This window comes from Deminuibacter soli, assembly GCF_003412455.1.
Lineage (GTDB): Bacteria > Bacteroidota > Bacteroidia > Chitinophagales > Chitinophagaceae > Deminuibacter > Deminuibacter soli.
Genome location: NZ_QTJU01000002.1, coordinates 569,697 through 593,453, shown reverse-complemented (window position 1 = coordinate 593,453; position 23,757 = coordinate 569,697). Strand labels below are relative to the sequence as shown.

Annotated in this window: 18 protein-coding genes, 1 tRNA gene and 1 riboswitch; of the genes, 7 read left to right on the top strand and 12 right to left on the bottom strand. The window is 46.6% G+C overall.

Annotation, left to right across the window (positions count from 1 at the left end; translation table 11 throughout):
* The first annotated feature begins 5 nt into the window (after positions 1–5).
* Positions 6–2,312: a DUF4954 family protein gene (locus DXN05_RS08965; protein WP_245975165.1), complete on the top strand. Its 2,307-nt coding sequence runs from the start codon at positions 6–8 to the stop codon at positions 2,310–2,312.
* Positions 2,313–2,487: 175 nt separating this feature from the next.
* Here the strand turns inward: DXN05_RS08965 and DXN05_RS08960 are convergent, their stop codons facing one another.
* From DXN05_RS08960 to era, 3 genes are all read right to left on the bottom strand, one after another.
* A complete protein-coding gene (locus DXN05_RS08960; RefSeq protein ID WP_116846875.1) occupies positions 2,488–2,715 on the bottom strand; it encodes a hypothetical protein in 228 nt (75 codons plus the stop codon).
* A 15-nt stretch (positions 2,716–2,730) separates the two neighbouring features.
* Positions 2,731–4,044 carry a ribosome biogenesis GTPase Der gene (gene der, locus DXN05_RS08955; RefSeq protein WP_116847152.1) on the bottom strand — a complete coding sequence of 438 codons (1,314 nt, stop codon included), beginning with the start codon at positions 4,042–4,044 and terminating at the stop codon, positions 2,731–2,733.
* 90 nt (positions 4,045–4,134) lie between these two features.
* Positions 4,135–5,007 carry a GTPase Era gene (gene era / locus DXN05_RS08950; protein ID WP_116846874.1) on the bottom strand — a complete coding sequence of 291 codons (873 nt, stop codon included), beginning with the start codon at positions 5,005–5,007 and terminating at the stop codon, positions 4,135–4,137.
* 633 nt (positions 5,008–5,640) lie between these two features.
* Here era and DXN05_RS08945 point away from each other — a divergent pair.
* Both DXN05_RS08945 and DXN05_RS08940 read left to right on the top strand, forming a co-directional pair.
* Positions 5,641–6,891, top strand: a complete 1,251-nt coding sequence (locus DXN05_RS08945) for a hypothetical protein (protein WP_116846873.1) — start codon at positions 5,641–5,643, stop codon at positions 6,889–6,891.
* A 69-nt stretch (positions 6,892–6,960) separates the two neighbouring features.
* Complete coding sequence (locus DXN05_RS08940) at positions 6,961–7,608, top strand: hypothetical protein (RefSeq protein WP_116846872.1); 648 nt, start codon at positions 6,961–6,963, stop codon at positions 7,606–7,608.
* 438 nt (positions 7,609–8,046) lie between these two features.
* Here DXN05_RS08940 and DXN05_RS08935 read toward each other — a convergent pair whose 3' ends face one another.
* From DXN05_RS08935 to DXN05_RS08925, 3 genes are all read right to left on the bottom strand, one after another.
* On the bottom strand, positions 8,047–8,295 hold the full coding sequence (locus tag DXN05_RS08935) for a GIY-YIG nuclease family protein (RefSeq protein ID WP_116846871.1): 249 nt from the start codon (positions 8,293–8,295) through the stop codon (positions 8,047–8,049).
* Positions 8,296–8,333: 38 nt separating this feature from the next.
* Positions 8,334–8,405 (bottom strand) — tRNA-Met (locus DXN05_RS08930).
* 148 nt (positions 8,406–8,553) lie between these two features.
* Positions 8,554–9,276: a head GIN domain-containing protein gene (locus DXN05_RS08925; RefSeq protein ID WP_116846870.1), complete on the bottom strand. Its 723-nt coding sequence runs from the start codon at positions 9,274–9,276 to the stop codon at positions 8,554–8,556.
* Positions 9,277–9,490: 214 nt separating this feature from the next.
* Positions 9,491–9,590, top strand: a riboswitch (TPP riboswitch).
* A 65-nt stretch (positions 9,591–9,655) separates the two neighbouring features.
* Between DXN05_RS08925 and DXN05_RS08920 the strand changes: the two genes are divergently transcribed.
* On the top strand, positions 9,656–12,034 hold the full coding sequence (locus tag DXN05_RS08920; RefSeq protein ID WP_116846869.1) for a TonB-dependent receptor: 2,379 nt from the start codon (positions 9,656–9,658) through the stop codon (positions 12,032–12,034).
* Between the two features lie 209 nt (positions 12,035–12,243).
* On the opposite strand, the gene DXN05_RS08915 is transcribed toward DXN05_RS08920, so the two are convergent.
* From DXN05_RS08915 to DXN05_RS08900, 4 genes are all read right to left on the bottom strand, one after another.
* Positions 12,244–12,552 (bottom strand): rhodanese-like domain-containing protein, encoded by a 309-nt coding sequence (locus DXN05_RS08915; RefSeq protein WP_116846868.1) that lies wholly within the window; start codon positions 12,550–12,552, stop codon positions 12,244–12,246.
* 25 nt (positions 12,553–12,577) lie between these two features.
* Positions 12,578–13,402: a PASTA domain-containing protein gene (locus DXN05_RS08910; RefSeq protein WP_116846867.1), complete on the bottom strand. Its 825-nt coding sequence runs from the start codon at positions 13,400–13,402 to the stop codon at positions 12,578–12,580.
* Between the two features lie 35 nt (positions 13,403–13,437).
* The gene (locus tag DXN05_RS08905) at positions 13,438–14,421 is read right to left on the bottom strand and encodes a D-alanine--D-alanine ligase (RefSeq protein WP_116846866.1); all 984 of its coding nucleotides are present in this window, start codon (positions 14,419–14,421) and stop codon (positions 13,438–13,440) included.
* 321 nt (positions 14,422–14,742) lie between these two features.
* Positions 14,743–15,090, bottom strand: a complete 348-nt coding sequence (locus DXN05_RS08900; protein WP_116846865.1) for a 4Fe-4S dicluster domain-containing protein — start codon at positions 15,088–15,090, stop codon at positions 14,743–14,745.
* Between the two features lie 141 nt (positions 15,091–15,231).
* Between DXN05_RS08900 and DXN05_RS08895 the strand changes: the two genes are divergently transcribed.
* A complete protein-coding gene (locus tag DXN05_RS08895; RefSeq protein ID WP_116846864.1) occupies positions 15,232–16,230 on the top strand; it encodes an acyl-CoA reductase in 999 nt (332 codons plus the stop codon).
* Between the two features lie 312 nt (positions 16,231–16,542).
* Positions 16,543–18,075, top strand: coding sequence for a trypsin-like peptidase domain-containing protein (locus DXN05_RS08890; protein ID WP_116846863.1), 1,533 nt, complete (start codon positions 16,543–16,545; stop codon positions 18,073–18,075).
* A 219-nt stretch (positions 18,076–18,294) separates the two neighbouring features.
* Here DXN05_RS08890 and DXN05_RS08885 read toward each other — a convergent pair whose 3' ends face one another.
* On the bottom strand, positions 18,295–19,563 hold the full coding sequence (locus DXN05_RS08885) for an alpha-amylase family glycosyl hydrolase (protein ID WP_116846862.1): 1,269 nt from the start codon (positions 19,561–19,563) through the stop codon (positions 18,295–18,297).
* A gap of 99 nt (positions 19,564–19,662) precedes the next feature.
* Here DXN05_RS08885 and DXN05_RS08880 point away from each other — a divergent pair, with 99 nt between their 5' ends.
* Positions 19,663–21,000, top strand: a complete 1,338-nt coding sequence (locus DXN05_RS08880) for an APC family permease (RefSeq protein WP_116846861.1) — start codon at positions 19,663–19,665, stop codon at positions 20,998–21,000.
* A 63-nt stretch (positions 21,001–21,063) separates the two neighbouring features.
* Here DXN05_RS08880 and DXN05_RS08875 read toward each other — a convergent pair whose 3' ends face one another.
* Positions 21,064–23,688, bottom strand: coding sequence for an MGH1-like glycoside hydrolase domain-containing protein (locus DXN05_RS08875; protein WP_116846860.1), 2,625 nt, complete (start codon positions 23,686–23,688; stop codon positions 21,064–21,066).
* Positions 23,689–23,757: the final 69 nt, after the last annotated feature.

The window sequence follows — 23,757 nt, the reverse complement described above, 5'->3', positions numbered from 1 at the left end:
GAAAAATGGCTATATGGCTCAATGGTTCAATGGTTGTTGTATTCAATAACTATTCAGCCATCGGGCCATCAGGCCATCTAACCATCAATGCCATGTCACAAAACATCATCCGCAAAAGCAGTGCTGCTTCTATTGGGTATGATTTTATTAAAAAAGAATTTTTACCCAAGGGCAAGAACGAATATTACCTGCGTAACCTGCAGAACAAAAGCGGTATCGCTTACCGCCGGCTGAATGCTTATGAAATTGAAATGCTGGTGCGCAACCGCAACAGCAGTGACGACTGGAACAACATCCTGGTATCAGAAGCCTTCAATCCCGAGCTGGTAAAAAACTGCAAGTTTTACGGGTTGGTGCGCATTGGAAAGCTGGAGCCGTACTGCCTTGAATTCAGCGATCTGAAAGTGCCGGTAGGACTGTATAATTCCACCATCATCAGTTGCGATCTAGGCGACAATGTGGTGATCGACAATGTGAACTATCTCTCGCATTATATCATCGGCAGTGAAGTGATCATCGTAAATGTAAACGAACTTACTACAACCGATCACGCCAAGTTTGGAAACGGCATTCTCAAAGAAGGTGAACCCGAAAGCATCCGTATATGGATGGAGATATGCAATGAAAACGGCAACCGAAGCGTAATTCCCTTCAACGGCATGTTGCCCGGCGATGCCCATTTGTGGTCCAAATACCGCGACGACGATGAGTTGCTTTCCAAATTCAAAACCTTTACTGAGCAGCAGTTTAAACCCGAACGCGGTTATTACGGCAAAATAGGCGACCGTACGGTGATCAAGAACAGCGCTATTATCAAGGATTGTTATATTGGTTCTGATGCCTATATCAAGGGTGCCAACAAACTCAAAAACCTCACCATCAATTCAGGCCCTGAAGGCAAAACGCAGATTGGTGAAGGTTGCGAAATTGTGAATGGGATAATTGGCCCGGGCTGCCGTTTGTTTTATGGCGTAAAGGCCGTGCGTTTTATCATGGCTTCGCATTCGCAGCTGAAGTATGGCGCCAGGCTGATTAACTCATACCTCGGCAACAACGCCACCATCTCCTGCTGCGAGGTATTGAATTCACTGATATTTCCCGCGCATGAACAGCACCACAACAACTCGTTTTTGTGTGCAGCGTTAATCATGGGGCAGAGTAATATTGCTGCCGGTGCCACCATCGGCTCTAACCACAACTCCCGCGGACCAGACGGTGAAATCATTGCAGGCCGCGGGTTTTGGCCCGGGCTGTGTGTAAGTCTCAAACACAATTCCATGTTTGCGAGCTACACCATATTGGCCAAGGGCGATTACCCTGCAGAACTGCACATCCCCATCCCCTTTTCGCTGGTGAGCAACGATGTAACCAATAACAAACTGGTGATTATGCCGGGTTACTGGTTCATGTACAATATGTACGCGCTTGCCCGTAATTCCTGGAAATACACCGACAGGGATAAACGTGTTGCCCGTACCCAGCTGCTGGAGTACGATTACCTTGCGCCGGATACCGTAAACGAAATGTTCACCTCCCTGCGCCTGTTAGAGCTGTTTACAGGCCGTGCCTGGCACCAACATATGCAGGTACCGGCCACAGAGGAACAGGCCATACAAACAGGCCGTAAATTGCTTACGCAGCGCGACCCCATTGTAAAGGACCTGCATATTGAAGCCACAGGTTTTGAAAACAGCAAACGCCCCATTACAGTATTGAAAGTGCAGCAGGCATACACCCTGTTTGAAGAACTCATCAGTTTTTATGGCACCAACCAGTTGCTGGAGTTTATTGCCGAGCACGATGTGCCCAGCCTTGAATCGCTGCAGCAGCAGTTAACCGGCGCACCGGTTCGCGGTGCATGGCTTAACATTGGCGGACAGCTGATGCCCGATGAAACAGTGGCCATGCTGAAAACTAGAATCAAAGAGGGCAAAATAAAATCATGGGATAGCGTGCATGCCTTTTACGAAGAACAGGGCGCCAAATACATGCAGCTGAAACGCAGGCACGCACTGGCTTCGCTGGCAGATATCAAGCAACTGAAACTGCCCATCAAAAAAATTGATGCACCTACTTTCGCCAGGCTGCTCGATACCGCGATAGCCACAAAAGAATGGATGACAGAAGGTATTTACAATGCCCGGGCAAAAGACTACAACAACCCCTTCCGAAAAATGGTGTTCGACACCCAGGAAGAAATGGACAAGGTAATGGGCAAACTGGAAGACAACAGTTTCATCCTGCAGCAGAAAAAAGAACTGCGCCTGTTCAAAGAAAAAATCGCCGCTTTAAAGCTGCGGTGGCAGCTCTGAAGAAATAGTTGAATGGATGTATTGCCAGATGGTCAACAAGAAGCGCCGGTGAGGACACCGGCTTCGGCCTCCATAAAACTAAAAGAGCGCGATGCGCTCTTTTAGTTCATATCGATTCGCTAAGATCGTCTCGACTGTCGATTCTCGATTCTCGACAAGCACACGCTCCCACTCACTATTTCACCGAATCCATCGGTACTGCGCTCAGGTTCGTATTCACCGTGTCCAACATTTTGCGTGCAGTAGGCTGCATGGCGGCGCTGCTGTCCGGAGTTTTTACAGTATCGGCTGCGGCTACTTTTCTGTCTGTCGTGGCAGAATCAGCAGTATTGGCTTTATTGGCACCATTGCTGCAGGCTGCGAGCACAAGGGTTATAGCAGTTGCTGTTAAAAGCTGTTTCATCAAGTTTATCTGGGTTTATTTTTTCCTGAAAAAAATACGTACCGGCACACCGCTGAAATTGAAATGCGTACGCAACTGGTTTTCGAGATAGTTGCGGTAAGGCATCTTAATATCATCAGGGAAATTACAGAAAAACGCAAAGGCCGTTACCTGTGTAGGCAGCTGGGTTACGTATTTGATTTTGATGGAGTGGCCACGCACAACCGGCGCATGATACGATTCAATCGCTTTCAGCATCACTTCATTCAGCTCGCTGGTTGGTATTTTGCGCTGCCTGTTTTCATATACTTCCAGTGCTTTTTCAATGCCTTTGAAAATACGGGTCTTGTCTTTCGCAGAGATAAAAATAATGGGAATATCGTTGAACGGCGCAAGGCGCTGTTTCAGCATTTTTTCGTAGTCGCGGGCAGTATTGGTTTCTTTTTCAACCAGGTCCCATTTGTTTACCAGCACCACCAGCCCCTTACCCTTGCGGGCTGCAAGTGAGTAAATGCTGATATCCTGTGCAGTAATGCCTTTTTCGGCATCGAGTACCAGCATACAAACATCTGCCTCATCCATGGCTTTGATGGCGCGGATGATAGAGTAAAATTCCAGGTCGTCTTTCTCCTTGCTTTTTTTACGGATGCCTGCCGTATCAATCAGCACAAACTCTTTCTGGAACATGTTGTAGTGCGTGTGAATGGTATCGCGCGTGGTGCCGGCAATATCGCTTACAATGGTACGCTCCTGCCCTACCAGCGCATTCAGCAGGGATGATTTGCCCACGTTGGGCTGACCGATGATGGCAAACTTAGGCAGCGCATCGGTTCTGAGTACTTCGCCGGATTGGTCTTCGGAGATAAGCTCGGTAATGGCATCAAGCAATTCGCCGGTGCCGCTGCCGCTCATGCTGCTGATGAAAAATACCCTGTCAAAACCCAGGCTGTAAAACTCGGTGGCTTCCAGCAGCCTGTCGCCATTGTCTACTTTGTTCACCACCAGGAAAACAGGTTTGGTGGTTCTGCGCAGCAGGTCGGCCATCGAATCGTCGAGGTCAGTAATGCCGGTAGCCGCATCGGTCATAAATATCAGCGCATCGGCTTCATCAATGGCAATACGCACCTGTTTCCTGATCTCTGTTTCAAACACATCGGCCGTATCGGGCACAAAACCGCCTGTATCAATCACGTTGAAGTTTTTACCGCACCAGTCGGCCACACCATACTGCCTGTCGCGCGTAACGCCGCTTTCGTCGTCAACGATGGCCTTGCGCGTTTCGAGCATACGGTTAAAAAATGTGCTTTTGCCCACATTGGGTCTGCCTACAATGGCTACAGTAAAACTCATAACACTTTCTTTTGAATGGAATGAAACACAGGATTTCACCCGGTTTATATCGCGCGGCAGGTGCATGTGCTGCAGCCTGCTGCATTGCTGTTAGAAATACCCGTATTCTTTCAGGTGCAGATCATTGTCGCGCCACTTGGGCCTTACCTTGATGTGCAGTTCAAGAAATACTTTCTGTTGTAAAAATTGTTCGATGTCTGTACGTGCCAGGGAACCGATCTGTTTAATCATGCTGCCCTTGGCGCCGATAAGAATGGCTTTCTGTGATTCACGCTGCACCACTATATCGGCCTGTATTTTAATAAGGGTTTCTTTTTCCTTGAACTCATTCACCATTACAGTGGCATGGTAAGGAATTTCGTCGCCCAGCAGTTCGTATATTTTTTCGCGCACCATTTCACCTACAAAAAACTTGGTAGGCAAATCGGTTAAATCATCTTCGCTGTAAAAAGGATCATTCTCGGGCAGCAAACCGATGATGGTTTGTTTGAGCAGATCTATCTGCTGCGATTTTAAGGCTGAAATAACGAGTACTTTTTTTGCGTAAGGCTGTTTTGCATAAAACGTTTCAGCCTCTGCAATACGCCCCTTTGAAGCCTTGTCAGCCTTATTGAGCACCACAATAGCCGGTACTTTCAGTTTAAGTGCAGTAAAAAGTTCGTTGTTTTCTTCAAGGCTGTCGTTGATGTCGGCGAGCAGCAGCGCAAGATCAGCATCTTCCAGTGCGCTTTTTACAGCCTGCATCATGCGTTCGTGCAGTTTGTATTTGGGTTCAATGATACCCGGTGTGTCGGAAAAGATAACCTGGTATTCGCCCGGTTCTGTTAAAAAGCCCTTGATACGGTGGCGGGTAGTTTGCACCTTGGAGGATACAATAGCCAGCTTTTCGCCCAGCAAAGCGTTGAGCAAAGTGCTTTTGCCCGCATTGGGCTTACCGAATATGTTTACAAAACCAGCTTTCATTGTATTGTTTCTCTGAAATAAAAACGGCATCGCTCTCGACGCCGGGCAACCTTAACAGGCAGCAAAAATAACGCATATCTGAGCATTTCCCACGTAACGCGCGGAATACGTGAAAACACTAATGGCTTTAAAAAACAAAAGCTCCCGTTAGGAGCTTTCTTTTCTTCGTTGCGAAGGGAGGGATCGAAAAGATTCTCCAACGCGAAAAAGAAAAGCTGTTTACCAATGAGTTACGCAAACTAAAAATAATTATAAATTAGCTATTTTATAGCTGTATTCCCACTTCTATTCCCGGTTTCAGGCGGCAAATATATGGCTATCGTAGCAGATTCGCAGAAAAAACATGATTTATAATGCGCTTGTGCATGAACACAAGATCAGAAATATGTTTAACAGCAAGGCAGCTCTTGTACTGGTTTTGTTATTTTAGTTACGGAATAATTTCTTTTTCCACGATTGTGTCTCCGACCAAATTATAGCTCAGTGGAATGCGGGAACCCGTTCAAAAATCTATAAACGGCAGATATTCACAAAAACCTGTATTTGGGTGAGAAAAGGACGGTATTTGGATTGGTGTTTTAACGATTAAAAAAATACCCTATTGTTTCTATCTTAGTCGCAAATAAACAGCTTATGAAAAGAACATTGTTGCTATACCTACTGTTAGGCTGCATTGTAATTACTCTTATTAATTGCCGCAAAAATTCGACGCAGAAAAAGCCACAGGAACCTGGTAAGGTTTACTTAACCCTTGATGACGCAAAACTTAAATTACGAGAAAGCAATTACAAGTCAGACACGCTGAAAGTGTTTGGAATAAACGGCAATATAATTAGTACAGCTATCATAGACTGGAAATACTATAGACAGCTATTTAGCGATAGTGGTGTAGTAATTGAAGTACCACTAAAGTTTTCTAACACGCTTTCCAGCGAAACTCGCTACCTATTAACAAAAGACAACTTAACGTCTCCGTCGACTTTTTCACTAACGTTCTTTAAAAAAAATGGTAGCGGAGACGTGGTTGCACGTATCGTAGAGTCCGTTCTTCTAGGGGTCAAAAGTAAAGAGCAGCTAAAGACACTTCCCAACATTTCATTTTGCAAAAAGGATGATGGAGTTGTTGGGATCGAAATGCAATTCGATCTTAACGGGAATTTGCAGCAGTCATATAAATTCATCAATGATAAGCACAAGGAAGCGGTCGATATCGTAAATACCGGTACTGCATCCACGCCTGGAATGCACCTACCAGACTGTACTACATTTACTTCAACCTATTATATTATCACGGTAACAGGCACAATGGAAACAGGTTTTGTGGCCTTATATCAGCCCCAAACACAAAGTATTAGTGTCTGTTGGACTGGTGTTGGAGAGGAAGAAAATAATAATTGGGGAACAGATACGCCACCATTTCCAATTGCTGGCTATACGCCGCCCACAACAGCAGAGCCCACAACCGATGCTGCCGGGAGACCAGGTAAACACCTGTGCGGTCCTTATAATTTCGTAGATAATGGAACAAACGGTATGACTGTTGAGATTACCAACCTGTATGTAATTTGGATAAGGGATGATAACACAGCATGGTCAGAAATTCGTTGGGAAATCTCATGCTTGACTATTCCAAAAAGCATATCTAATCAAAACCATCAGCTTTCAGACATTTTCAATAAAGCCTGGAATGACGCAGCAGGATCGATCGCTGGCATGTATTCCGAAGGGCTTCTACAGCCATTTCAGGATCCTAGGCCAACGATGAAAAGGCTAATCCTGCAAAATCTACCAGCTGGATCTGCATTTCAATCAAGTGCCTGTGCGGGAAACATACCATTCTCTGTAGCCAAACTCTGTGATGGAGCTCCCCCGACGTCAATGTAAACTTTTAAAACCTCCAGGGCAAATTTATAGGTGCACGCCTATAAATTTGCCCCAAATAAAACCGATCTTATGCCAGTTCCGGCGATTGTTATCCTTCTGTTAGAAAAAATACACAACTTTTATCCAATTGGCGCACCGCATTACGCCAATAATTATCCTGGCTATGAACGCATTTCCGACCTGACAGCCAAAAAAATAAAAGAACAAATCGAACATATTGAGGGCGCATGGGAACACCTGTTTGCTGAGGTGAACAATTTGCATCGCTCCTATGAGTTGATTGATCGGGCATACTATCAATTCCCTTGCTACATACTCAATCTCACACTATCATCACTCAATCAAAACGGCGTCACGACTACGACTACCTTAGTTCTAAACATCTCTTTGCTTGTAGACTATTTCACGATCTACATAGAGGATGACCACATTTATACAAAATACAACAGTCCTAGCCGCCCGCATCATACGTTTTTCCTTTTTAATAAGTCTACCGATAGTTTACAAATAAAACAGATAATCTCCGATGTACATGATATAGTAATTAGGCATTTCCCCAATCACACCTTTGTGCCGCACAATATTCTGTTTAATTATCAAGTGACCGGAGGTATTCCTTTTAAGGAAGAGTACGATGCAGATCGAAAAAGTTACTCGATTTACGAATATCTTTTCTTGCCTAATCCATATCATTACCCGTTTGTTGTCTTGGAATAGGCGGTCTGGGGTGACCAAGTGCTTAATAAGCAATTTCGATGTGGATAGCTGCAAGCACCAGACTATCTATAAGAATATTTTGGTATGGACAATCAGAATATATCCACTATTGAACAGAGTAAAAGGATCTTCTGGTTCTATCAGCTGCACTCCGATATGCGATTAAGTTGTTCGGAGCGTTTGACAGGCACCATTTTCCTGTCATGGTAGTACTCAAAAAAAATATACCACTTACCATCGGCGCACCGCATGATATGTGGTATAGTGTAATTTGTTTCGGTCATCGTATTGCGCTTTAAAAGTTATTCCCACTTTTATTCCCAGTTAAGGGAAGCGCCTGCGTAAACTTAGACCTGATAAGGCTTTCAGCCTTTTTAGTTGCGAAGGGAGGGATCGAACCTCCGTCCGCCCGTGGCGGATATGAGCCCGACTGCATGGTTAACGCGGTATTAATGCGTCTCTTATCCATGCACGCCATTTCGCATTCTTAAGTTCCTTTTCCCTCGAAAGAGCTTCCTGTTTAGTTTCAAAAGTCTCTGTATGAATTAACAGCCACGGTCTATATCGGATTGTCCACCCTTTTTTGCCTAACTCATTGTGCGAACGCAAACGTTCAGGCAAATTGGATGTATAGCCGATGTATATCTTGTCAAACCGTTCAGAGTATAATACATACACTATAAACATAAAAAATTAAGGCCCCGGAGAGGCCTTTCTTTTTTTAGTTGCGAAGGGAGGGATCGAACCTCCGACCTTCGGGTTATGAGCCCGACGAGCTACCGCTGCTCTACTTCGCGATTTGATTGGAGTGCAAAAGTAGGGATGTATACTACACGCTCCAAATATTTTTAAGAAAAAACGAAAAAAACTTTTTCAAACTACCCTTACAACACCTTGAAAAATAAACAGCTGCGGGCCTGAAACCCGCAGCTGTATTGTATTCTGTTAATCTTTTTTCTTAATGGAAGAAGCACCGCTTACATCCACTCTTTTTATTACCGCATCACCGTGATAGCCGATGCTGCTGGCACCGCTTGCCTCTGCATCAAGTTCTTTGTTCACCGTAATATTTGCCACCGATGCACCTGAAACTTCTGCTTTGCAACTTACTGTAATAAGGTCGATAGCTTTCAGCGAACTGGCGCCGGATACCTCCAGCTTCATGGTTTCAACCAAGCCGCTCAGGTTGGCAGCCGATGCCCCGCTGATATCTATTTTCAGGTTTTTGCCCTGGATGGCAGCCTGCAATGAGCTGGAACCCGATACATCTACATCCAGGTCGTCTGAATGCAGATCGCCTGTTACTTTTATCGATGAAGCGCCACCTGCATGCAAACTCTTCAATGCAGTTACCGTAACATAGGCTTTTATTTTCTTGTTGCCCCAGTTCCAGCTGTTCCATGCGCCCGGTTCTATAAAAATTTTCAGCACCCCGCCGCGTACTTCGGTTTTTATACGGCTGATATACTTTTCTTCACTCGCGCTTACCGCCACCGCCTGCTGGTTGCCCTGCGACAAATACAGGCTGATGCCGCCCGATACCTCCACCCCATTAAAATCGCCCACTTTGCGTACTTCTGCATTGGCATCGTACACTACATTCTGGGCCTTAACAAATGAACCTGTCAGTAAAAAAAAGCAGCTCAAAAGCAGCATTATTTGTTTCATACATTCTACTGTTTGTGTTGGTGAAACGGCGTTTTGTTAAAAATGTTACAGTTATTCTAAAATTTCTGCGTTTACTTTGCAAAATAACCGATCTGAACAATACTGCCTGGCCAGGCACGCCGGACTGAATATTTCTAACCGGCAATAGTTAATTTGTTCGATGGCTCAATGGCTTTTAACCATAAAACCATTACTCCATTCAACCATCGGTTTTTCTATTTCCTCGGGGTGCTTCCCGTAAAACGGAGGCTGAGATTACACCCGTTGAACCTGAACAGGGTAATTCCTGCGAAGGGAAGGCGACCAGTTTTTGCTATTGTCCTCTCCTGCAAGCACATTTCCCTGTTCCCAATTATTGAACTGTTTAAAAAAAGCGACAATGCGCAAATTTTTGGGAACATTTACAGCTCTATTCCTTGCTGTTATTACACACGCACAAGTTATTGTGCAAGGCATCGTGACCGACATTCATCAGCAGCCCGTTGAAGGTGCCAATGTGATCATCACATCAGGCACTAAAAAATGGAACCAGCTTACCACCGGTGAGGGCAGGTATCATTTCACACTCAAACAACCCGGCAGCTACCAGTTAACCGTACAGCATGTAGGCAAAAAAAGCAGCACGCAAACCATTGAAGCAACCAATGGCAGCAATAGCTTCAATACAACATTAAACGATGTTAACTACCTGCTCGAACCATTGGAAGTACGCGCCGTTCGTGCGGCAGACAAAGCGCCTTTTACCAAAACCAATATCAGCAAAGCGGATATTGCCAAGGCAAACCTGGGACAGGATCTACCGTTTATTCTCAGCCAAACGCCATCTGCCATCGTATCGTCTGATGCAGGTAATGGCGTAGGCTATACTGCCCTGCGCATACGCGGCTCTGATGCGTCACGCATCAATGTTACCATGAATGGCATACCGTATAATGATGCAGAAAGCCAGGGTTCTTATTTTGTAGACATACCCGACCTCGCTTCTTCTGCCAACAGCATTCAGATACAACGCGGCGTAGGCACTTCTACGAATGGTGCAGGCGCATTCGGTGCAACCATTAATGTGAGTACCAATGAAGTGATTGATAAGCCATATGCTGAATCCAACAACAGCTTCGGCTCGTTCAATACCTGGAAAAACACGCTAAAAGCAGGCAGCGGTTTAATCAACGATCATTTCACCATCGACGCACGTTTAAGCAAAATAAGCAGCGACGGTTTTATTGACCGCGCCAGTACCAACCTGCAGTCTTTGTACTTATCAACCGCATGGCTCAGCAAAAAAACATCGGTGCGTTTTAATCTTATTACCGGCAAGGAAAAAACCTACCAGGCCTGGTATGGTGTACCGCAGGATATTTATTTCACCAACCGCAAATACAACCCGGCAGGCACCGAAAAACCCGGCGATCCCTATAACAACGAAACGGATAACTACTGGCAAACCCATTACCAGCTGTTCGTGAACCATACATTTAACGACAAATGGAGCATGAACATTGCCAGCTTTTTAACACGCGGCAAAGGGTATTATGAAGAATACAAGGCACAACAGGCGCTGAGCAATTATGGCCTCCCCCCTGTTAAAATAAACGACCTGCAGATTGATACCACAGACCTGGTGCGCCAGCTGTGGCTGGATAATTATTTCTATGGCCAGGTACTGTCATTCCAACACAAAACAACCACCGATGAATTTACCGTAGGCGGTGGCTGGAATGTGTATGACGGCAAACATTACAACACGCTTATCTGGGGACAGGCAGGCGTACCGAAAGATTACCGCTACACCAATTACCCTGCGCTGAAAAGTGATATCAACATTTACGCAAAATGGATGCACCAGCTGGCGCAATACTGGAATATATTTGGCGATGTGCAATACAGGCATGTAATGCATCGCATGGATGGATTTGACGGCAATCCCGACCTGTTTATCAAACGCAGTTTCAACTTTGTAAACCCGAAGGCAGGCATCAGCTATAACCGCAACGGTATGCAGGTGTACCTGAGTTATGCACTGGCCAACAAAGAACCCAACCGCGACGATTTCCAGGCCAACCAGCAGCAACAGCCGAAGTATGAAACCCTGCACGATTTTGAACTGGGCGCTGAAAAGAAAACCAGTCGTTATAGCTGGGGCGCAACTGTATATTACATGCTGTACAACAACCAGCTGGTACAAACCGGTAAATACAATGATGTAGGCGCTTACACACGCGTTAATGTGAAAAACAGCTATCGCCTGGGCCTGGAATTGCAGGCTGGCGCAATAATTACCCCATGGATGAATGTAGCTGCCAACATTGCTTTCAGCCGCAACAAGATAAAAGCGTTTAAAGAATACGTAGACAACTATGACAACGGCACACAGGATTCCATTACCCACAACCATATAAACATTGCGTTTTCACCCGCCATCGTGGCAGGCGCAACCGTTAATTTTATTCCGCAGAAAGATGTGCAGCTGAGTTTTATTGGCAAGGAAGTAAGCAGGCAATACCTGGATAATACGCAGAACAAGGCAAGAAGCATTGCAGATTACTACACACAGGATTTCCGTGCAGCCTATACCATTCACAATCTCCTGTTCAGCGAGTGGAATATCATTGCACAGGTAAACAATATCTTCAACCGGAAATACGAATCCAGCGGCTCTGCCTACCCATATATATCAGGCGGCGAAACCTTCAATGGCATCTCCTATTTCCCGATGGCCGGCACCAATTTTATGGTGGCGCTAAATGTGAAGTTCTGATAGTGAGCGGTGAGTGAAGAAAGCCGGTGAATAGTGAATAAAACAGCCGCCGTTGCCGGTGTCCCCACCGGCAACATTCGCTCCGATCATCTCGACTGTCGATTCTCGATTCTCGATGGCTTTTCCACTGACGGCTCACGGCAAGTAGGTACATAAAAAAGGTTGATATGTTTACCCATATCAACCTTTTTAATGTACCATCACACAACTCAGTTGTCGATGCGTTGCTGCCAGGCAAGCATGCCGCCTGTGAGATTGTTGACGTTTTTGAAACCCAGCTGTTCCAGCACCAGGCTGGCAATACCGCTGCGGTTGCCGCTGCGGCAGTACACCACAACTTCCTGGTCTTTCCAGTCGTCAATGGCGTCTGTCTGCATGGCCTGTACCTGCGCCAGCGGCAGGTGTGTACCACCGATATTGTATTCAGCACGTTCGGATGGTTCGCGTACATCGAGCAGGTTTATTTTTTCTCCTGCATCCAGCCTTTTTTTCAGTTCTTCAACAGTGATGGTGTTCATATAAAACAGTTTTAAAATGTACAGATTACGGATTGGTGGCAGGCGTTGCGGCGGCAGAATCTTTTGCCGGCGGTGTAGCGCTGATCCATATATCAATTAACTGGCCTGAGCGTATTTTGTTCGGCGTTTGTGTACCATCAGCCTGTACTGTAAATGGCATAGGGCCTTGTTTTACAATAAAGGCATTGGTAGTATCGGTTACTGCCCCCATGGGTATTACCGTACTGATGCTCACATTCAGGTTGCTGAGGTAATCCCTGGCCTGCGCCAGCGTCATACCTATCAGGTCGGGCACATTGCCTTCTGTATCGCCTACCCCGCTGCCCAGCACCAGGTCAACCGCGGTACCCATATTCACCTTGGTACCGGGCGCAATGGTTTTACCGGCAATCAGCTGGTCGCGCACTGCGTTTTTCGCAATATCGGGTGTGTACGAGGTATCGCCCAGTTTTAAACCCAGGCTTTGCAGGTACAGCTTGGCGCTCATGTACGAAAACCCTTTCAGGTCTGGCATATCTACCAGCGGGGCCACAGCCCTGTTAATGGTAAGATAAATGGTTCTGTTGGCTTTTACCAGCGCATCCCCTTCCGGGGCCTGGCGTATTACCGAAAGCCTGGCAGTGGTATCAATGTATACGGAATCCTGCAACTCTACTTCAAAGCCCCTTGCTTCCAGTATTTTCCTGGCTTCTTCCACGTTTTTACCTACTACATAGGGTACTTTCTCGTTTTTGTTGTGACGCGTTAAAATGCCCAGCGAACTGAAGAACAACAACAGCAACACCAGCACTATTCCCACAATCACCAGCAGGTTTACCCAGAATGGTTTTTTGGTTATGAATTTAAACACAGGTTGAATTTTGGATCTTTTTAAATGAACGAACGCTAAGATAAGGCTTCTTCAATAACGGCTGTATAGAAGTCCATCAACGTCCACCCCATGGCCTTCACCTGCTGCGGCACAATACTGGCTTCACTTTGTCCGGGCACAGTATTTACTTCCAGCATAAACGGTTCGCCCACGGCTTCGTTATAAATAAAGTCAATACGCACAATACCGCGGCAGTTCAGCACCTGGTAAATACGTGCAGCTGTATGGCGTACTTTTTCGGCAATGCTTTCATCTACCTGGGCAGGTGTAATTTCTTCGCTTTTACCCAGGTATTTGGCTTCGAAATCGAAAAACTCTTTTTGTGTAATTACTTCGGTAATCGGCAGGGTGATGATCTCTCCTTTTTTACGGAATACGCCAATGGTAAACTCACGGCCTTTGATGTATTCTTCTACCAGCACCTGGTCGTCTTCCTTAAATGCTTTTTCAATGGCAGTACCCAATTCTTCCGAAGCACTGTTCACTTTAGACATACCGATGCTTGAGCCGCCGTTGTTGGGCTTAACAAATACGGGAAATTTCAGGTTGCTTACAATTTCATCTGCATTGGTAAAACGGTCTTTGATCAGCAGTACCGAACGGGCCACATGAATGCCGCTGAACGCAGCAACGGCTACGGTATATCTTTTATTGAAAGTAAGGGCCGAGGTTGCGGCATCGCAGCTGGTGTAGGGCAGTTTCAGCATATCAAAATAGCCCTGCAGCTTGCCGTCTTCACCGGGTGTGCCGTGCATGCACATCAGCACTGCATCAAAACTGATGGTTTGTCCGCCTGCTTCAATGGTGAAATTGCTTTTGTTCACCGGTACTTTTTCGCCGCCTTCAGGCAGGTAAAACCAGCCCTGCGGGTTAATATCGATGGTGTATACATCAAACAGATCGCGGTTAATGTTTTTCTGTACCGTAACCACGCTTTTATAGCTTATTTCAGCTTCACCGCTATATCCGCCGGTTACCAAAGCAATTCTTTTTTTCATCTGGTTTCTCTGTTATTGAAAGTGTATGGAATGATGTCTGCCGCCGGAACCCGGCTAATGGCAGCAAAGAAATAGAAAATATCAGATTTGTGCCTGTTTTATAGGCAATTAACAAAACATTCGTTGCCCAAACGCACAAAAAAAGGTGAAGGACGCTACATCCTCCACCTCTCTGTGACGGGAAATATCACCCGCCGTTACTTTTGTCACCATACGGTAACAATCATTATTAGCTTAAAGGTAAAATGTTTCCCGGGCATTTGCAATTATTCTTTTTGTGCCGGTACAGCACCACAAATGCCGGTATACACCTGCCTGTTTTTACACGTGCAGTTTATCCTTTTTGGCCATCAGTTCTTCTACTGTTTCCTGGTACATTTCGTCAGGCACACAGCAGTCTACCGGGCAAACCGCCGCACACTGTGGTTCTTCATGAAAACCCTGGCATTCGGTGCATTTGTTGGGTGTGATATAGTAGGTATCTACACTAATGGGTGCAAAACGTTCTTCACTGCTTACCACGGTACCATCCATCAGCACAAACGAGCCTTTTACGGAAGTGCCATCTGTAATAGCCCATTCCACACCGCCTTCATAAATCGCATTATTGGGGCATTCAGGTTCGCAGGCTCCGCAATTGATACATTCTTCAGTAATCTTGATCGCCATATTAATCGGGTTGTTGAAATTTAATGAATTGCTTATTCGGGCGTAAAAATACGCAATCGCGGGTAAATTTGATCAGTTTAACCCTGCTTGTTTTCGGGGTAAACCCTTGAATGCATTGGTCATATCCAGTAACTTCGCGGCATGACCGTACAACAAAGAATTGATCTGCTGGTGCGTCTGGGGCACTATATGCAACAACCTTCCGATGCATGGGAGCTGGTGAAAGAAAGGGCTTCGCGCGAAAATGCCTGGTTTACGCCTGAATTTATTAACCTCGCTGTAAACCAGCTCTGCACTGCTTTTCTGCAGCAGGATAAGCTTACGGCATGGGCCGCCGCCTATGGCGTTCCCGTACAGCAGGCACACCCCAAAAAAGTGGGCATTGTAATGGCCGGCAATATACCGCTGGTAGGTTTTCATGATTTGCTCGCCGTGTTTATAACCGGGCATTATGCCGTTATCAAACCTTCTTCTAAAGATGATATCCTGCTGAAACACCTGGTACAGCAACTCGCATCCTGGGATCATTCGATCAGCGAATCCATTCAGTTTGCCGACCTGCTGAAGGGTTGCGATGCCTACATTGCTACCGGCAGCAACAATACAGGCCGTTATTTCGATTATTATTTCGGGCGTTTTCCCCATATCATCCGCCGCAACCGTACTTCGGTAGCCGTGCTCGACGGACTGGAAACACAAAACGAACTTTCTTTACTGGCTGATGACATACAACTGTACTTTGGTTTGGGCTGCCGCAACGTAACCAAACTGTATGTACCGAAAGATTATGATTTTCTGCCCCTGCTCGATGCGCTGAAAAAATACGATTACCTGCTCGAGAACCACAAATACAAACACAATTACGATTATCACCTGGCCCTGCTGCTAATGAACAGCAAGTATTACATGAACAACGGCAACCTGGTACTCACCGAACACCAGGCGCCCTTTTCACCCGTAAGCCAGGTGCATTTTGAATACTACACCAACCGCGAAACACTCGCCGCAACCCTGCATGGCAACACCGACATCCAGTGCGTGACAGGCCACCACTTTATTCCCTTCGGCCAGGCCCAGCACCCCAGCCTCACCGATTATGCTGATGGTGTGGATACCATGGCGTTCCTGGTGGAAATTTAATTGTTTGATAGTTTGATGGCTTGATTGTTTGATGGTTGCAGAACCAGCAATAAAGCCATCGAACCATTCAACCATCAAATCATTAAACCATCTTCTTCAGCTGCCGTTTTGTAAGTAACTTAGCAGAACACTGTTTATTTGACAGCTGGTTTCACGATCCTTTTGCATCTACGACACCTTTCGTCAATTATTTGTTAAAAGGAAATCAGGCTGATCTGACGATTAAACAGGTTCGTTTATTTGCTATCAAAAGGGCATGTATTTTGACCCTTCACCTAAGAGAATTTGAACAATTAAAAACTTAAACGAAAGATGAAACTCAAAAGTATTTTACTGGTAGTTGCCATCAGTGCTTCCACAGCAGTTTTGAGTGTTTGGGGTTATGGCAAATGGATGCAGCACCAGTATGCAGGCACCCAGGACCCAGGCAAATTACCTGTTAACTATGCCCGTTTCTTTGATAAAAATGCGCCTGCCGGACCGGTTGATTTCACCTCCGCAGCCACTTCTGCCACACCAGCAGTAGTGCACATTAAAACAAGAACAAAAGCACGCCAGGTAACCAACAACCTGCCTAAAAGAAAAAATCCGTTCTCCGATTTCTTCGGCGGTGATGATGATCCGTTTTCCGACTTCTTTGGTGGACCACGTGTGTCTACCATTCCTGAACAACGCGCCAGCGGCAGCGGTGTGCTGATCAGCGAAGACGGTTATATTGTTACCAATAACCACGTAGTAGAAGGCGCAGACGAGCTGAATATTACACTTGCCAATAAAAAGACTTACAAGGCCACTGTTATCGGTACCGATCCTAACAGCGACCTTGCAGTAATTAAAATTGAAGGCAGCCACTTCCCCTATCTTGTATACGGCAACAGCGACGACGCCAAACTGGGTCAATGGGTACTGGCTGTAGGTTATCCCCTTAACCTCGATGTAACCGTTACTGCGGGTATCATCAGCGCCAAATCAAGGGCTATCGGTATCAATAAAGGCGATACCCCTATTGAATCGTTCATTCAAACCGATGCAGCCGTTAACCCGGGTAACAGCGGTGGTGCATTAATCAACACCAGCGGTGAACTCATCGGTATTAATTCAGCCATCGCCTCTCCTACAGGTTCCTATGCAGGTTATTCTTATGCAATACCTGTGAACATTGTAAAGAAAATGGTGAACGACCTCATTAAATTCGGTGCCGTACAGCGTGGTTACATTGGTATTAAATATGGCCCGGATAACCTGAGTGATGAACAGCGTAAACTCGCAGGCATTAAAGATGGAGACGGTGTATATGTAACCGATGTTATGCCCGACGGTTCTGCCAAAGCAGCCGGTATCCTGAAAGGTGACTTCATCACTAAAATTGAAGGCAGCCCCATTGAATCAGGCTCACAGTTGCAGGAACAGATTGCCCGTTACAAACCAGGCGATAAAATAAACGTAACCTATACCAGGAATGGTAAAGAATATACCACACCGCTGGTACTGAAAAACAAGGTAGGCACTACTACTGTTGTTAAAAGCGAATCAGCAATAGACAAGCTGGGTGGTGAGCTGGTAACCATTGATAAAGCCACTGCACAGAAAAACAATATCGCCGGTGGCGTGCTGGTGAAAAAAGTAGGTACAGGTGCACTGAAAAGCACACGCATGCAGGACGGTTTTGTGATTACAGATGTGAATGGCCAGGAAATCAAATCACTCGATGACCTGAAAAACGCACTGAAAAATGCCAGTGGCCAGGTAAGGCTCGGTGGTGTTTACCCGGGCTATGAAGGTACCTATGCTTATCCCCTGGTACTGGATGGCGGCGGAAGCGATGCCCCCGGTGACGACCAATAAGCACAAGCAAGTTTTGTTACGAGTACAAAGAATACAAACGCCGGAAGGAGCAATCCTCTCCGGCGTTTCTTCTTTTAATAGCTGCCTGTGGCTGTGTCCCCACAGCCACCACACTAAACATACATGTCGGTGCGGACACCGGAACAGGCATCATGAAGGTATAATACTCGCTAAGATGGTCTCGACTGTCGCCTCTCAATTCTCGATGGCTTTCGGCTTTCAGTTCCTGCAGCTATACACAATATATTCCCAGGCCTGCAGCTCTATTTCTCTTACGCCATCCATTTTTTGCTCAAGACCGGAAAAGATATTGCGGTAAGTTCCCGGCAGCTGATCATGTTTTAACTGGAAGCGCAGCCGGTCTGTTGCCGAGAGATTAAGCGCCACCAGCAGCTTCTGGTTATCTTTTACCTGCAGCCATGCCAGCACTTTGTCATGCGGCACATCGAGCCGGATAAAATTGCTGCCATTCTGCAAAGCCTTATTTAACCTGCGCTCCTGCAACAGAACCTGGTAAAAGCCATGCAGCAGCGGCGTTCCGTTCCATTGCAGCGCACCTTTTTCAAAAAAAGGCAATCGCACAAGATTCGGTATTTCCTGGCCACTGTATACCAGGGGAATGCCCGGCCAGGTACAGCTCAGTACAGCCAGGGCACGTGCGCCGCCGTTGTATTTTTCGTATTCCGTTCCGTTCCAGCTGTTTTCATCATGGTTGGTGGTAAACAGCAGTTTGGCGCTGCCTTTGGGATAATTGAAATAGGTGTCGAGCGATTTAACACAGTCCTGCAACGATATCTTTTGTTTGAAGTAAGCTTCTGTTTTATGCATCCAGTCCCACGCGTAGTTTACATCGAATACATCCGCGTAGTCAATTACATCACATTCTGCCAGCCAGAACAGTGGTGTTACTGCATCGCAGGCAATGCGCGCTGCCTTCCAGAAATCGAGCGGTACCAGGTGGGCCATATCGCAGCGAAAACCATCGATACCGCATTCGGTGACCCAGTATTGCATACAGCGGATCATTTCGCGGCGCATGTCTTCATTTTTGTAATCGAGGTCAATCACATCATTCCAGCCATTGATCTCCACAAAATTGCCGGCCGCATCCTGCACAAACCAGTCCGGGTGCAGCTTTGTCCATTCATGATCATAACCCGTGTGGTTGGCCACCCAGTCGATAATGATTTTCATACCCAGGCTGTGCACCTGTTGTACCAGTTGTTTAAAATCATCGGGTGTGCCGAATTCGGGGTTAATGCCGGTATAACTGCTGCAGGCATAATAGCTGCCCATGGTACCCAGTCTTTTTTCCCTGCTGATGGGTGTTATGGGCATCAGCCATACTATTTCCACGCCCATATCCCGAAGTCGTGGCAGGTGTGCAGCAAAAGCCTTAAAAGTACCTTCCTGCGTGTACTGCCGTACGTTGACCTCATAAATATTGGCACCATTGGCCCATTCTACCGTGGTATATAACTTGCTCATAACAATTTCCTTTAGTGCTTGCTTGTTTCTGCCCTGTAAATTACTACAATCTGCTGCTTTGCGTAAACACAACAATAACTACCTATTTTTGTTGCGCACATGAACCAACCGCCGCTTACCCGAAGAATAGGATTATTACAGGCAACAGCCATCAACATGATTGATATGGTGGGCATTGGCCCCTTTGTTGTACTGAGTGTTGTAGCACAGCTGATGCAGGGCCCCTGGTTTTTATACGCATGGCTGGCAGGCGCTTTTCTTTCTTTTACCGATGCTATGATCTGGAGCGAACTGGGCGCCACTTATCCGCTCGCCGGCGGCAGTTACAATTTCCTGAAAGAAAGTTACGGACCACGCTGGGGCAAACTCACCAGTTTTCTCTATGTATGGCAAACGCTGATACAGGCGCCGCTGGTAATTGCATCGGCAGCCATTGGTTTTGCACAGTATGCCGGGTATATTTTCCCGATGAGCACCATTGCAGGCAAGTGTGTAAGCGGTGGTGTAGTGGTGTTGATTATAGTACTGCTGTTCCGCAAAATTGAAACCATTGGTAAAATCAGCGTACTGCTGTGGGCAGGTGTAATTATTACCATGGTATGGATCATTGCATCCGGCATTGGGTACGGCCATTTCATGGCACCTGTTGCCAATATGAATACAGGGCTGCATTTCAACCACGCATTTGCTGCAACACTTGGTTTTGCAAGTGTAAAAACCGTTTACTGTTATCTTGGCTATTACAATGTTTGTCACCTCGGTGGTGAAATAACGCAGCCGGAGAAAAACATACCACGCAGCATGTTTATCTCCATTGCCTGCATCGCTGTATTGTACCTGTTGCTCAATATCAGCGTATCCTCTGTATTGCCTTTATCAACCATACAAAACAGCAAGTTTGTGGTAAGCGAGTTTATCCGCACCACGCATGGTGAAGCGGCTGCCAAAGTAGTTACCGTATTAATTTTATGGGTGGCATTTGCATCAGTATTTTCGGCTACGCTTGGGTACAGCCGTGTGCCTTTTGCTGCCGCACAGGATGGTGCTTTTTTCAAGGTGTTTGCCAAAGTGCATCCTACACGGCATTTCCCCTATGTTTCCTTGCTGGTGCTGGGCGCAACGGCATTTGTGTTCAGCCTGTTGTTCAGGATAGAAAGCGTGATCAATGCCATACTTGCCGTGCGTATTGTAACACAGTTTCTCGCCCAGGCCGTGGGTTTGCTGCTGCTGCATAAAAAGAACGGCAGGTCGTTCTTTAAGTGGCGCATGCCCTGGTTTCCTGTGCCGGTAATTGTTGCCATCATTATCTGGATCGCGATATTCTGTTCCACCGGTTTGCACATGATTGCATCAGGATTACTCGTAATTATTGCCGGTGTCACGGTGTTCCTGATAAAGGCAAAAGCCAACAAGGAGTGGCCTTTCCTGCCCAGGTAAACAAACGCGCTTTTGCCATGCAACTGCACAACAAAAGCGCGGTAAGCTACTATATATAACCTGTTATTTCGTACGCGGCTGAATCAGTTTGGCTACAAGGGCCGTCCACCCGGTTTGGTGTGCTGCACCCAGCCCCCTGCCTGTATCTGCATTAAAGTATTCGTAAAACAACAGCAGGTCTTTAAAGTAGGGATCTTTCTGCTGTTTGTTATCTGCACCAAGGTATGGCCTGTTGCCGTTTTCATCTTTCATAAACAGGCGCAGCAGGCGTTGTGATAGTTCATCACCAATCTCTTTCAGCGACAAATACTTGCCCGATCCGGTAGGATACTCCACCACGAAATCATCACTGTAGTAATAGTGAAATCGCTGCAGGCTCTCAATCAGCAGAAAATTCAGCGGCAGCCATATAGGCCCGCGCCAGTTGCTGTTGCCTCCAAACATATTGCTGTCACTTTCACCGGGGTTGTACTGTATGCGCGATTCTGTACCGCCCGAGCTTAGTACATATGGGTTCTGCTCATGAAACTTCGACAGGCTGCGGATGCCGTAATCACTCAAAAACTCCGTTGTATCCAGCATGCGGCTGAGTATGCGTTTAACACGGTGCCCGCGCAGCAAACTCAGCAGGTGTTTGCCTTCCGATCCTTTTACATTCCAGCGCGATACCAGCTTGGCCAGTCCGGGCCTGTTGTCTAAAAACCATTGCATGCGCTGCGCAAACACCGGCAGTTTTTTCAGCAGGGAATCATCGATTACTTCTACTGCAAACAGTGGAATCAAACCCACCAGGCTGCGTACTTTTAAGCGGATCACATTGTTGTTCGACAGGTGCAGCTGATCGTAAAAAAACTCATCTTCTTCATCCCACAAGCCTGTGGTGTACTCACCAAATGTATTCATTACCGCACCGGCTATGTACAGGAAGTGTTCAAAAAACTTGGTGGCCATTTCCTCGTACACGCGGTTGTGCAGTGCCAGCTCCAATGCCATGCGCATCATGTTTAATGCATACATGGCCATCCAGCTCGTGGCATCTGCCTGCTCTAAGGTAACGCCGCTGGGCAGGGGCGCGTTGCGGTCGAACACGCCAATGTTATCAAGACCAAGGAAACCGCCTTCAAATATATTGCTGCCTTCCGCGTCTTTGCGGTTCACCCACCAGGTAAAATTCAGCAGCATTTTCTGGAAGATAGTCTCAAGAAAAACAAGATCATCCTGCCGCTTATTAATGCTGGCATCTATCTGGTATACCCGCCATGCAGCCCAGGCCTGTACCGGCGGGTTGGTATCATTAAAGCTCCATTCGTAAGCAGGCAGTTTACCGCTGGGATGCATATACCATTCCTTGGTCAACGACAGCAGCTGCTTCTTTGCAAAGCCTGAATCAACCACGGCAAAGGTTACGCAGTGAAATGCCAGATCCCATATCGCATACCAGGGGTACTCCCATTTATCGGGCATGGATATCACTTCTGAATTATTCAGGTGCTGCCACTGGTGGTTGCGGCCCTTAAGCCGTTCCGGCGGTGGCACCGGTTGTGCAGGATCTCCTTCCAGCCATTGCATTACATCGTAGTAGTAATACTGTTTGTTCCATAACAAACCGGCTACTGCCTGGCGTTGTACCAGGCGGGCATCTGCATCGTTGATATCGCACTGCAGGGTTGCATAAAATTCCTCCGTTTCTGCAATGCGCTTGCCAAACAGCAAATCAAAATCCTCGAAGGGATCTGTGGTCATTTCCGAGAGCATACAAAGCCTGAAACGCAGTGTTACCGAGCCGCCGGCCTTTACCATTTCCCGGTAATGCACGGCTGCCTTGGTGCCACGCCATTGCGGGTTTACTGCCTGGTGATCGCCCTGTGTTACATAGTTGTTGATGCCATCCTTGCAATAGGCATAAGTATTTTCACTGCCGTATAAATGCCTGTTATTGGTTTCGTTTTCACAAAACAGCAGTTCACCCCTTGTTTCTGTATACAGCCAGCCATTGCCTATGCGGTCGTGGTGAAACTCCACCGCATTGCCATGCCTTGCAGCCTGCAGCAGGGGCCTGGTATCATCATACCCCCATGCCCAGGTATTGCGGAACCACAGCGTGGGCAATACATGTATGGGTGCATCTGCTGCACCACGGTTGTGTATGGTAAGTTTAATCAGTATATCTTCCGGGTTGCCCTTGGCATATTCCACGAAAATGTCGAAGTATTCGTTGTTTTCGAAGATGCCTGTATCTATCAGTTCATACTCGGGCATGGTGCGGTCGCGCCGCCTGTTTTCTTCTACCAGTTGTTGATAAGGAAACGCCTGCTGCGGGTACTTGTACAGCATTTTCATGTACGAGTGGGAGGGCGATGAATCCAGGTAATAATACAGCTCTTTCACATCTTCCCCGTGGTTGCCTTCGTAGTTGTTCAGTCCAAAAAAGCGTTCTTTCAGAATCGGGTCTTTTTCATTCCAGAAAGCAGGCGCAAAACACAGCAGCTGGTGATCGTCACAAACACCGGCTATACCTTCCTCCCCCCAGCGGTACGCCTTGCTGCGTGCCATTTCGTGTGTAGTAAACAACCATGCTTCCCCGTTTGCGCTGTAATCTTCCCGTACGGTGCCCCATTGCCTGTCTGATACATAGGGCCCCCATTTCTTCCATTGCTTGTCGTCCAGTCTTTCTTTTTCTATACTCATATCCGTTTTGGTTTAAGGTTATGCCCGGCGGCCAACCTGTGCATGGGATGTGTAACTAAAAAGCCTTTC